Here is a 12,001-nt window from a genome sequence, read left to right on the forward strand (position 1 = left end):
GATTGCCAACGGTACCTGCGATGCTGGTGCGGTGCTCAGCGGTCTGCACGGACCGGGCTAACGAGCCGTATCGAACGATCCCCTCCCCTTGAAAAGGGGGAGGGGGCACACTGCTTCCGTACGGTATTGCAGAAGATACCTCAGCTATCGGCGGGGATAGTGAGGGAAGGCCTACTTCACTTCCGCCAGCGCGGTCTTATCGACGTAGGGCTTCATCAGCGCATCGGCTTCCTTCTGCGCCGCCTGCACCGCGGCTTCCGGGGTAACTTTGGCATCGTTCACCACCGCGGCCAGCTGGTTTTCCATCGCTTTACGCACGGCAACGGTCTCCCAGGTGGAGTACCACGGATGGGCATACTTCAGCTGTTCGAGGGCGATCGCCGCGCGCGGATCCTGCTGCAGATACGCCTTCATTTCCGGCGTATCGTAGGCGGCCTTACGCGGGGAGAAGTAGCCGGTAAAGCGGCTCCAGGCGCCGTTGACCTGCGGGCTCACCAGATACGTCAGGAACTGATACGCCGCTTTTTTCTGCGCGTCGTTGATGCCCTTGAAGCTCACCAGGCTGGCGCCGCCGATCGGTACCGCGCGCTGCTCTTTGGCCGGCAGCATCGCCACGCCCAGCTCAAAATCTTTGCTGTTCTCGCGCATAAAGCCCAGCGCGCCGGTGCTCAGCATCGCCATTCCGACTTTGCCGGAGAAGAAACTGGCGCCGATCTGTTTCGAATTCAGCACGCCGGAAGGCATGACTTTGTCTTTATAGACCAGGTTCTGCCAGAAGCGCAGGGCGCCGATGGTGGTTGGCGTGTTGTAATAGACTTCGCCCGGATAGTCCTCGTTAAAGTATTTCCCGCCGTTGGCGCGCACCAGCGCCGAGAAGATCCAGCCGCCGTAATCATCGTTGGTCGACGGCAGCATGATCCCCCACTGGCCTTTGCTTTCGTCGGTCAGCTTTCTGGCGTCCGCCAGCAGCTCGGCCCAGGTTTGCGGCGGCTGTTTGATCCCGGCCCGATCGAACATCGTTTTGTTGTAGTAGAGGATCGGCGTCGAGTTATGGAACGGGATCGCATAGGTGGTGCCCATCACTTGGGCGTTTTTATGCATTGCGGGCCAGAACGCCTTCACCAGAAAATCCCCCGCTTTTTGATCGCCATACTGGAACAGCTCGTCCATCGGCAGGATCTCATCCTTCAGCGCCAGATCGGTGGTGAAGTTGGCGGACATAATCACCAGCGCGGGCGGCTGCCCGGCCTTCTGCGCCGATTCGGCTTTGATCTTGGTGGTGTCGTAGTTGCCGGTAAAGATCCCGCGCACTTCGACATCCTGCTGCGACTCGTTGAATTGCTTAATGACACGGGTCATCTCCATGGTCAGCTTGCCGTCCACCGGCGCCGGAAACATGAAGTCGATCTTCTCTTTCGCCAGCGCCGCGCCGCTCAGGGCAAGGCTGAGCCCAACCGCGAGAGCGGTGAGAGGTTTAAACATAGTTTGTCTCCATCAGTAAGCACCTGTCCACAGGCTATTTTATTTGCCAGTTTGGCCCTGGGCAGTGCTCAGACAAAACTCGTAGAGTTTTGAACACCCTTCAGGGTGGCCCGAAGGGGGAGCGTAGCGAATCATCCTCACGTACTACACGTACGCTCCGGTTCTTCCGCGCTGTCCGTGTCCAAACTGACTGCAACAATTACGCCTGATGTACCGGCGCTAAATTATGCTGTTTCTCAGCATGAAAAAGATGCACATCGGCAGGTGAAAAGCCGAGGATCAGCGAATCGCCTTTCTCCGGTACCGCGCCGCGATGGCGACGGCTAAAGCGTAGGGTGCCGATGGGGGTGCTGACGTGGAGCAAATAATCGGCTCCCATCAGTTCTCGTTGCAGCACGGTGGCGGGCAGGCGCAGATGACTCTCCTCCACGCGGTCGCTGATATGTTCCGGGCGAATGCCTAACCACACCCGGGATTCTTCACGGTAGCGCGGCGGCAGCGGATAGCGCAGCTCACCCAGTAATACCTCACCATCAGCGCAGGGCAGCGAGAGCAGATTCATCGCCGGAGATCCGATAAACCCGGCGACAAACAGGTTGGCCGGGTTGGCGTACAGATACTCCGGTCGCCCGACCTGCTGTACGTGGCCGCCGTTCATCACCACGATGCGGTCGGCCATCGACATCGCTTCCGTCTGGTCATGGGTGACGTAGACGGTGCTGGTTCTGAGCTGCTGGTGGAGGTCCATAATGCTGTCGCGCACCTCGCTACGCAGGCGGGCGTCGAGGTTGGAGAGCGGCTCATCCATCAGGAACAGGCGCGGATTGCGCACAATCGCCCGCGCCATCGCCACCCGCTGCCGCTGGCCGCCGGAGAGCTTCGCCGGTTTTCGATCGAGCAGGGTATCCAGCTGCAGCATCTGCGCGACTTTATCCACCCGCGGCTGCCAGCTGCTTTTCTCTTCCTTGCGCACTTTCATGCCGAAGGTGATGTTGTCGCGCACCGACAGATGCGGAAACAGCGCATAGTTCTGGAAGATCATCGCGAAGTTGCGCTCTCTGGGCGACATTTCGGTGATGTTCTCATCGTGCAGCCAGATCTCCCCCTCGCTGACCGGCTCCAGCCCGGCGAGCAGGCGCAGCAGGGTGCTTTTACCGCAGCCGGACGGGCCCACCAGCACCACGAACTCCCCTTCGCGAATATCCAGCGACAGGGCGCTGAGGGCCGGTTTACCGTCAAACTGTTTACTGATGTTTTGCAGACTAAGCATGGCGTTTAGCAATCTTCCGTTGGGCAGCTGATATTTTCGTCGTACATCCACGGTCCGGCGTAGTGGGTCAGAGGATGCTGATAGCTCACCCACTGCTCGTCGACCTGGCGATGCATCAGGCACGACGCCGGAGAGAGGTCGTAGTACGGACGGGTATCTTCATGAAAGTAGGGCACCTGGTGGACGGTTCCCGGGATGGTGGAGATGATGGCCTGGCGATACTGGGTCATGGTCAGGCTGTGGTTATGGCCGCAGAAAATGCGCGTCAGCGACGGGAAACGCTCAACCAGCGCCAGCAGACGATGGCCGTTTTCGCAGGCGATAGGGTCCATCTGCGCGTTGCCCAGCGGCAGCGGCGGATGATGCATAAACACCGTCGCCGGTTTATCGCCGCCATCAAACAGCTGAGCCTCCAGCCACTTGATGGTTTCCTCGGTCAGCCAGCCTTTCGACGTACCCGCCCGGCTGGAGTCGATAAACAGCAGGCGAGTGGCAAAATCGTCTACCGCGTAGTGCATGTTTTGCGCATCGCTGCCGAGCTGCGGACACAGCGGATGCAGATATTCCAGAAACAGCGCTTTATCGTCGTGGTTGCCGGGAATGAGATACAGCGGATAGTTCAGGCTGCCGAGGATCTGGCGGGCGACCTCATACTCTTCCGGGCGGCCGCAGTTGACGATATCGCCGCTCACCACCACCGCGTCCGGACGCTCCTGCAGGGCATTCAGCTGGGAGACGACGTCGGCATTGGCGGCGTTGACGTCAATAAAGCCGTACAGCTTCTGGCCGCGGCTGCGGAAATGGGTATCGGAAATTTGCGCTAACAGCATGAAGAGCTCCTTATTTTATCCCGGAGAAGCCGAAGCTTCGCAGGAACTGTTTCTGGAAGAGGATGAACGCCAGCATCAGCGGCAGGCAGACCATCAGCGTGCCGGCGCCGATGATGCCCCACTGACCGCCGGATTCTGCGCCCATGGCGAACGAGACCAGCCCCACGGTCAGCACCTGTTTGTCCGGGTCGTTCAGCATCATCAGCGGCCACAGATACTCGTTCCAGTGGTAGGTAATACTGACGGTGGCGAAGGCCAGCACCGACGGCCAGGACATCGGCAGCAGCACGCGGAACAGCACCTGCCACCAGCGACAGCCCTCCATCAGCGCCGCCTCTTCCAGCTCTTTGGGTATGGCCAGAAACGCCTGACGCATCAGGAACACGCCGAACGCCGAGGTGAAGTAGGGCATCATTACCCCGGTGAGGGTGTTGAGCAGGCCGAAGGTTTTCAGGGTCAGCATGTTCGGCACCATCATCACCACCGGCATGATCATCAGCTGGACGAGGAACATCAGGAACAGCGTCTTCTTGCCGCGGAACTCGTGGCAGGCGAAGACGTAGCCGGCGGTGGTGATGGTTAACAGCTGCACGAAGAAGGTGCCGAAGGTGAAGATAAGGGTGTTGGCGTAGAGGCTCAGCCAGTCGGCGCTGGCCCAGGCATCGCGGAAGTTATCCAGCGTCAGCGGCATACGGGGCAGCAGCGAGGCCATATCCTCGCCGAAGGTCGTGGCGCTGAACGAGGTCGCCAGCATCCATAAAAACGGGCTCATCCACAGCAGCGCCAGGCAGCACATTAATACCGTGAGCGTAAAGGGCTGCGAGCGGCGCAGGCGCAGCCAGAGCGGGCGCGATGCGCTGTGCGATCGCAGCGCCAGCGGCGATATTTCAGCGCTCATAGTGCGCTCCTTTCTCCAGCAGTTTGAGGTTAATCAGCGAGAAGGCAAACAGCCCGGCTAGCGTCAGGAAGGTGGCGGCGGAAGCTTTACCTAAATCATGGGTGTCCCAGGCGAGGTTCTGGATGTAGTAGAGCAGCACGGTAGTGGCGTTATCCGGCCCGCCGCGGGTCATCACCGCCACGTGGTCGATCTGGGTGATGGAGTAGATCAGCGCCGTGGTTATCACGAAGCTCAGGGTCGGGCGCAGCAGCGGCAGCGTCACCTTAAAGAACACCTGCGTGCGGGTGGCGCCTTCCACGATCGCCGCTTCGCGCGTGGAAGCCGGAATGCTTTGCAGCCCGGCGAGGAAAAACAGCATGTAGTAACCGGCGAACTTCCACACGCCAATCAGCGCCAGCGCCAGCAGCGCGCTATTGCTGCGCCCCAGCCAGTTGTTGTTCATCGGGCCAAACAGCTTCGCCAGATAGTGGTCGAGCAGGCCAAGGCCGGGCATAAAGATAAACAGCCACAGCGCGGCGGCGCTGACCATAGGGATAATCATCGGGAAGAAGAAGGCGGTGCGCAGCCAGCGGTTGACGCGGTGATTCTCGGTCAGGGCGACCGCCAGCAGCAGGGCGAGCGTCACGCCCGGTACCACCGTCAGCAGGATATAAAGCAGGTTATTCACCAGCGACTGCCAGAAGACGCCGTCGGCGAACAGACGACTAAAGTTCTCCAGCCCGACATACTGGCCGCCGTCGCTGACCATGCGGGTATCGAACAGGCTGTCATAAATCGATCGCCCGAGGGGAAACCAGGTAAACAGTAATAAAAACAGCAGGGAAGGCGACAGTATCAGCCAGGGGAGCCAGGTTTTTCTCATGGTGGCGGACGTCTCATTCAGGCGTTTGTAGAAGCCCGGATTGTGAGAAGGATTGACTGCAAACGTATGGCGGGGAGATGACGGTTTAATGACCAGGGAAACAAGCGCCGGGCAGACGGGCCGCCCGGCATCACCCCGGTCAGTGGCGTTCAGGCCGCGCGGCTGCGGCCTGAAGCATGACGAGGAACGATCAGAAGTCGGCTTTCAGCACCACGCGGTAGCGGGCCTTGCCCTCGCGAACGTGCTTCAGCGCCTCGTTGATCTGCGACATCGGGAACAGCTCGGTGGTCGGCGCGACTTTGCTGCGTCCGGCGAATTTCATCAGCTTGCGCAGCTCGGCCGGGTTGCCGGTGGCCGAGCCGGAGATGCTGCGGTCGCCGCCAATCAGGGTGAAGGCGGGGACCGGGAACGGCTTCATTACCGCCCCGACGGTGTGGAAGTTGCCGCCATACGCCAGCGCTTCAAAGTACGGCTGCCAGTCGAGGTCGACGGCGACGGTGTTGATAATCAGGTCGAACTGGCCGGCCAGCGCCTTTAAGGCTTCGGGATCGCGGCTGTTCACCACGCGATCGACGCCCATTGCCAGCACTTCCTGCTCTTTCGCCGGATTGGAGCTAAAGGCGGTGACTTCCGCGCCCATCGCGTGCAGCAGCTTGATGGCGATATGGCCGAGGCCGCCAATACCGATGACGCCGACGCGGCTGTTCGCCGTGACGTGATGCATCAGCAGCGGCTTGAAGACGGTGATGCCGCCGCAGAGCATCGGCCCGGCGGATTCGAGATCGACGTTTTCCGGCAGCGGGATCACCCATTGCCAGTCGGCGCGCAGCTTATCGGCGAAGCCGCCGCGGTTGATGATGGTGGGCACCGAGCCTTCCAGACAGTTCACGTGGTTGCCGCTGATACAGGCGTCGCAGTGGCCGCAGCTGCGCGCCGTCCAGCCAATGCCCACCTTCTGGCCAACCTTCAGCCCCTTATCCTGCGCCGCGCTGCCCAGCGCCGCCACCCGGCCAATCTCCTCGTGACCGGCCACCAGCGGATAGCTCGACATGCCCCATTCGTTGTCGATCATCGACAGGTCGGAGTGGCAGATCCCGCAGTACTCCACCTGCACTTCGACATCTTCCGGCTTAAGGTCGCCGGCATCGTACTCCCACAGCGACAGATCGGCGCCCGCTTCTTTGGCGGCGTAACTTTTAATAGTGCTCATGACAGTTTCCTTGGGTTTGGCGTAGTTAAGAAGGAAGTGTAGAGCATGGGGCGAGGGGACGCTTGGCAGAAGGAGGGGGGAAGCTTGCGCAAGCCGGCTTCTCTGCGAGAGAGAAGCCATCGCGACAGTTCAGCTTTTGAGTAACAGCGCGTTGAGCCAGATTTCGCTCCGCTCCGGGCGCTTATCCACCGTCTGCCACATGTTGGCGATACGGATATCCGCCAACGGTTCGATCAGCGCCGTCAGCCCTGCTTCGTCGAGATCGGTAAACCGCCGCCCCTCTTTTTCTCGCTCGCCTGAACCGTATTTAAATGAGACGTACCAGACGCCGCCGGGTTTGAGGGCCGTAGCCAGTTTGTGCATTACTCCCGGCATCTCCGCGGCGGGAACGTGCAGCAGCGAAGCGCAGCACCAGATGCCGTCATACCGCACGCTTTCGCTGATACTTTGAAAGGTCGCCTGACGCACGGCCAGCCCGCTGTGTTGCGCAGCCCGCTCGACCATGGCCGGTGAGGCGTCAAACGCCTCGACCCGGTAGCCCATATCGGCAAAGGCTTTGGCATCGCGTCCTGAGCCGCATCCCGCATCGAGGATCAGCCCGTTCGGTTCAATTGCCCCGATAAAAGGCGCGTACAGAGAGGTCATATCGACAGCGACGGTTGAAGCCACAAAGCTGTCAGCGTTCTGCTGGTAGTAGTTGATTGTCATCAGAATATATCCGTTCCGGCGGCCTGAGGTTCCCATTCATGAAGGAGCGTAATGCGCGCAGTGTTCCAGATTTTGGCGAGGAAGTCATCGCGGCGGGCGGTCGTGTTGCCGGTCTGACGGATTAAGGTTTCACGCAAGGGAAGGTGGCTGGTAATAAAATATTCGTTTCTGTCGCGCAGGCGGCGCAGCAATTTTGCCGACGGTACCCGCATAAACTTGCCTTTCTCCCCGCGGTTGCAGCTCTTGCAGGCGAGTACCAGGTTCCAGACGCCGTTGATATTCGCCACCTCGCCGCGCGCCGCCCACGGGATAAAGTGGTCAACGTCGGCCAGGTTCTCATCCCCGCTTTCGAGACTGATCGGCGCATAGCAGTAAAAGCAGCGGCCTTTTTGGTAGCCGTTCAGGCTGTCGCGACAGCTGGAGATGGCAACTCGTCGGGTATTCAGGGTGCTGAAGAGCTGCTGTTCGGCGGCATCATATTCCACGGCGATCAGGCTGCTGGCGATGTTCATCGCCCACGCCTGCTCCACCAGACGCCAGCGGGCGTCCGTTTCGTGGATCAGGTTCTGGTACTGCTGGCGCTCCGTCAGAGAATAAAAGTCGTCGGTCAGACGGATACCCTGATGCGTTTTACGCTCGTCGATAAAAAAGCGCCTGGCGATTTCGCCCTGATTCACGTTATGAAATTTATCCAGCACCACGCTAAAGCCGAGCTTAACCGTTGCCGCGATGAGCTGATCCTGGGTTATCTCCTGGCGATTGAAGCGGCTACAGGCGCTGAGAAACTGGCTTTTTGAGGACGTGATCTGTTTGGGGGCCTGCTCAAGATGGCGACACAGATGCTGGCTGAACGGCACCGCCAGCTCCTCGAGGCGTATCAGATCGCTACCGTCGCGGCGGATATCGTACAGCGCATGCGCCAGCGCAAACTTATAGGAGGCGACGTTTTTGCCAAAAAGAATAATGCCGCGCCAGTAGTTCTCCAGCGTCGGTTCGATCTGATAGAAGCGCATTGCGGAAATCCTGTTTTGGGAAGGTACCGGCGTTATTACGCGTGCTAATAACAGGATCTGATAACAAATTGCCGAAAATGTAAACCGAATTGAGCCGTTTGCAGGATTTTGCGAGCAGGCTCGGAGAAAGAGGAAACCGCGAGTGGGAAAGGTGAGAACGAGGGGGTTATATCTGGAACGTATTGAATGTTGGCCGAAATGCGGCTTGCGCTGTTTTTTTCAACACTTAGCGGGGCGATCGCACTCTGCCGCTTGCGCAGCAGCCAGTGACAGGTATAATCCAGAACGTTTTCCGTATCCTTTCCGTGCCGGAGTGGCGAAATCGGTAGACGCAGTTGATTCAAAATCAACCGTAGAAATACGTGCCGGTTCGAGTCCGGCCTTCGGCACCAATCAAGTCTTTTTTTTCGTCTACTAAAGTCTATTTACGTATACAAAATCAATAAGTTAGATATCCTGCCTCTTGTTTCAGGTCTATTAAAGTCTACTGTCGTATATCAACATCTACCAACAAATGATGGTATAACTGTTGGTAGCTTCGGTTCGATTGAAATTGATACCAACAAGGGGAGGGGGATCTATGGCTCTTACTGATATCAAAGTCAGAACAGTTAAGCCTGCAGACAAACCTTTCAAACTTACCGATGGTGAGGGGATGCACCTGTTGGTTAACCCCAATGGCTCAAAATACTGGCGTCTTCAATATCGTTTTAGTGGCAAACAGAAGATGCTGGCGTTAGGGGTTTATCCAATGGTTTCGTTGGCAGAGGCTCGTAAGAGGCGCGATGCAGCAAAGAAACTGATATCTGATGGTATTGATCCCTCTCAAAAGAAAAAAGAGGATAAAATTGAAGAAAGCGGAGCACTAACCTTTGAGGCTGTAGCAAGAGATTGGCATGCATCCTGTAGCAAAAAATGGTCGGAGTCCCATAGTGAGCGGGTGCTTAAAAGCTTAGTGGATAATCTTTTCCCTGCGTTAGGTAAACGTAAGATTTCGGAACTGAAAACTCGGGATCTACTCGCTCCAATAAAGGTAGTAGAGGCGAGTGGGCGATACGAAGTAGCTTCGCGCCTTCAACAGCGAACGACTGCAATCCTACGTTTTGCCGTACAAAATGGTCTACTTGATTATAATCCAGCTCAAGATATGGCTGGTGCAATCGCTGTAGCTAAACGAGTGCACCGCCCGGCTCTAGATTTCGAACGTATACCCGAATTACTTGATCGTATCGAATGCTTTAAAGGTCGAAAGTTGACGAAATTGGCAGTGAAACTCACTCTACTGGTATTCATACGTTCAAGTGAACTGCGTTTTGCAAGGTGGCAAGAAATCGATTTTAAAAATGCGCTTTGGACGATACCTGCAGAACGAGAACCCCTAAAGGGCATTAAATACTCACATCGTGGTTCTAAAATGCGTAGCCCTCACCTCGTACCTTTAAGCCGTCAGGCACTGATAGTCTTAGAGGAGATAAAACAGATCAGTGGGGACTACGAATTGGTATTCATAGGCGATCACCAGCCCGATAGGCCAATGAGTGAGAACACTGTTAACAAGGCCCTTCGCGCGATGGGCTATGATACCAAAACGGAAGTTTGCGGGCATGGGTTTAGGGCAATGGCCTGTAGTGCGTTGATAGAATCAGGTTTATGGTCAAGGGATGCTGTTGAGCGTCAGATGAGCCATCAGGAGCGTAATAATGTTCGCGCCGCTTACATCCACCTTGCTGAGCATCTCGATGAGCGTAGGTTAATGCTACAGTGGTGGGCTGACTATCTTGATGCCAATCTTAACGATATGGTAAGGCCATTTGATTTTTCCAATAAATAACATATCTTTGCGTAAGCAAATGAAATAATCATTTCATTACAATAACATAATTAGCCATCTTAGGTTGATGGCTATATGTCTATGACGTAGAATGTAGACATTACGCATCCGCTAAATTCTGACGGATCTATGTTTCAATCACTTTATAAGATTTTAATATGAAACTTTTAAATACATATGAAGATAAAGAAAAAGCTGAATATTATCTTTCAAAAATCGTTGGTGAAAAAAGACTAGCTAGTGAAAGGGATGGTACAGAAACTATTTATAACCTGTTTGGAGATGCTACGTGGACAAATTTATTTCTGTTAGATATGTTTGAATTAAAAGAGTTGAAAAATATTTTAGCTGCAAAAAATAATAAATTAGCCTACGATAAAGAAAAATATTTAAGTATTATGAAAAATCTCAGATATGCTGAAAGTGCATTTTCATTAACTATCCCCAAACATTGGATGATATAAATATTTGACTTTCATCATTTCTTGCGATATAGTTGAGAGTTTTTTAATTATGGAGTGATTATGAGCCAGCGAAGCGATTTACCATTTGGAAGTGAGTTTTCTCCGTCCCAAATTGATCTTGTCGGGCTTTTGGACATGATCGCGCAAAATGAGAACAATAAAACTTTAGAAGAGGCAATCAGAAATGCTTTCTTTTCCAAACATGGTAATGGGAATATACGAAACCAGAATATACTTGCCATGAATTGTCGGCTGGGGTTGAAGGCATATGGAATAATTAATGCAGATGGAAAATTTACTGATTTTGGTAGGAAATTACTTACGCTAAAAATATCATCATCAGATTTATATAAAGAACTTGCGCGACATATATTACTGAACTTGAATGGTATGACTCTTGTCCAATGTATAAAAGACATGACTGTTGCAGGCGAAATAGTCAATCTGACCACCCTCCGAAAAGGGTTAGCTGAGCGAGGAGTGCATTATCCTTCAGGTGGAAAGCATCCGAGTATGATGCGTCTTTGGTTAGCTAAAGCTGGGGTGTTTATCGGTAGTCGTTGGCAAGTAAATGATCAAGCGATAAAAGATATACTTGGCTTGGATACCGATGACTTCCCTCAGTTAGCGTCTTTAACGTCTCAGCAAAAAGCGTTTGTCCTTACGCTTGCTAATATTGATAGTCAGGATGAAATACCCGCAAACCATATAGTAAAGTTGGCGGAGGCTACTTATGGAATTGAGTTTCCTGAAAAAAGCTTACCTAAGCAAGTGTTGAATAAATTAGAAGAGTGTGGCTATATTCTTGCTAGAAAAACGACAGAAGGGCGAGGGGCGAAACCATTTATGATTACAGCAACTGATAAATTAGTTGCAGAAATAATCATGCCTTTATTGAATCAGTTAGAGCAACAAACAGATCCTAAATTAATTGAGTTACTAAGAAAGCCTCTTGCAGAAATATTAGAGGAAATCGATTCTTCTGATCGCTATATTAGCGGGCTCGCATTGGAAGCTTTAGCGTTCAAACTTATGCGACTCTTAGCAATGGACTATGCAGCTACACGGCTTAAAGCACAATCCACTGGTGGTGCTGAGATTGATATCATATTTCAGTCATCCCGCCTTGTCTTTTCAAGGTGGCAAGTCCAATGTAAAAATACATCACGTGTATCTTTAGATGATGTAGCTAAGGAAGTCGGATTAACTCATTTCCTAAAGTCTAATGCAATTGTAATGGTTAGTACTGGAGATATTGGAAGCGAAGCTCGTCGCTATGCGAACAAAATTATGGCAGAATCTAATCTTTGCGTGGTAATGGTCGATAGAGACGACTTGAATATAATCAGGGATAATCCATCATATATAGTTGAGGCTTTCAATAGAGAAGCTTCACATGCTATGAATTTGAAGAAACTTGACATCTAAGAGAA

The 12,001-nt window shown here is 54.0% G+C and carries 11 protein-coding genes and 1 tRNA gene; 4 read left to right on the plus strand and 8 right to left on the minus strand.

Features of this window, described 5'->3' with window-relative positions:
• Positions 1-171: 171 nt before the first annotated feature.
• The 8 genes from MKleb_RS03000 to MKleb_RS03035 form a co-directional block, all read right to left on the minus strand.
• Entirely contained in the window at positions 172-1,482 is a 1,311-nt protein-coding gene (locus MKleb_RS03000) for an ABC transporter substrate-binding protein (RefSeq protein WP_014837229.1), read from the minus strand.
• A gap of 199 nt (positions 1,483-1,681) precedes the next feature.
• Entirely contained in the window at positions 1,682-2,752 is a 1,071-nt protein-coding gene (locus tag MKleb_RS03005) for an ABC transporter ATP-binding protein (RefSeq protein ID WP_025107466.1), read from the minus strand.
• 5 nt (positions 2,753-2,757) lie between these two features.
• A complete protein-coding gene (locus MKleb_RS03010; RefSeq protein WP_025107467.1) occupies positions 2,758-3,582 on the minus strand; it encodes a phosphodiesterase in 825 nt (274 codons plus the stop codon).
• Between the two features lie 10 nt (positions 3,583-3,592).
• Positions 3,593-4,480, minus strand: a complete 888-nt coding sequence (locus tag MKleb_RS03015) for a carbohydrate ABC transporter permease (RefSeq protein ID WP_004108826.1) — start codon at positions 4,478-4,480, stop codon at positions 3,593-3,595.
• Positions 4,470-5,342: a carbohydrate ABC transporter permease gene (locus MKleb_RS03020; RefSeq protein ID WP_025107468.1), complete on the minus strand. Its 873-nt coding sequence runs from the start codon at positions 5,340-5,342 to the stop codon at positions 4,470-4,472. Before MKleb_RS03020 ends, MKleb_RS03015 begins: the two co-directional genes overlap by 11 nt.
• A 190-nt stretch (positions 5,343-5,532) precedes the next feature.
• On the minus strand, positions 5,533-6,552 hold the full coding sequence (gene ahr, locus MKleb_RS03025; RefSeq protein ID WP_217076438.1) for an NADPH-dependent aldehyde reductase Ahr: 1,020 nt from the start codon (positions 6,550-6,552) through the stop codon (positions 5,533-5,535).
• Positions 6,553-6,681: 129 nt separating this feature from the next.
• Positions 6,682-7,260 (minus strand): class I SAM-dependent methyltransferase, encoded by a 579-nt coding sequence (locus MKleb_RS03030; RefSeq protein WP_025107470.1) that lies wholly within the window; start codon positions 7,258-7,260, stop codon positions 6,682-6,684.
• Complete coding sequence (locus tag MKleb_RS03035; RefSeq protein ID WP_025107471.1) at positions 7,260-8,273, minus strand: HNH endonuclease domain-containing protein; 1,014 nt, start codon at positions 8,271-8,273, stop codon at positions 7,260-7,262. Before MKleb_RS03035 ends, MKleb_RS03030 begins: the two co-directional genes overlap by 1 nt.
• Before the next feature lie 307 nt (positions 8,274-8,580).
• Between MKleb_RS03035 and MKleb_RS03040 the strand changes: the two genes are divergently transcribed.
• The 4 genes from MKleb_RS03040 (at position 8,581) to MKleb_RS03055 (ending at position 11,996) form a co-directional block, all read left to right on the plus strand.
• Positions 8,581-8,665, plus strand: a tRNA-Leu gene (locus MKleb_RS03040).
• 188 nt (positions 8,666-8,853) lie between these two features.
• Positions 8,854-10,104, plus strand: a complete 1,251-nt coding sequence (locus MKleb_RS03045) for a tyrosine-type recombinase/integrase (RefSeq protein WP_217076439.1) — start codon at positions 8,854-8,856, stop codon at positions 10,102-10,104.
• 158 nt (positions 10,105-10,262) lie between these two features.
• Positions 10,263-10,568, plus strand: a complete 306-nt coding sequence (locus tag MKleb_RS03050; protein ID WP_217076441.1) for a hypothetical protein — start codon at positions 10,263-10,265, stop codon at positions 10,566-10,568.
• A gap of 60 nt (positions 10,569-10,628) precedes the next feature.
• Positions 10,629-11,996, plus strand: a complete 1,368-nt coding sequence (locus MKleb_RS03055; protein ID WP_217076442.1) for a restriction endonuclease — start codon at positions 10,629-10,631, stop codon at positions 11,994-11,996.
• Positions 11,997-12,001: the final 5 nt, after the last annotated feature.

The organism is Klebsiella sp. PL-2018, assembly GCF_019048985.1.
GTDB classification, from domain to species: domain Bacteria; phylum Pseudomonadota; class Gammaproteobacteria; order Enterobacterales; family Enterobacteriaceae; genus Klebsiella; species Klebsiella michiganensis.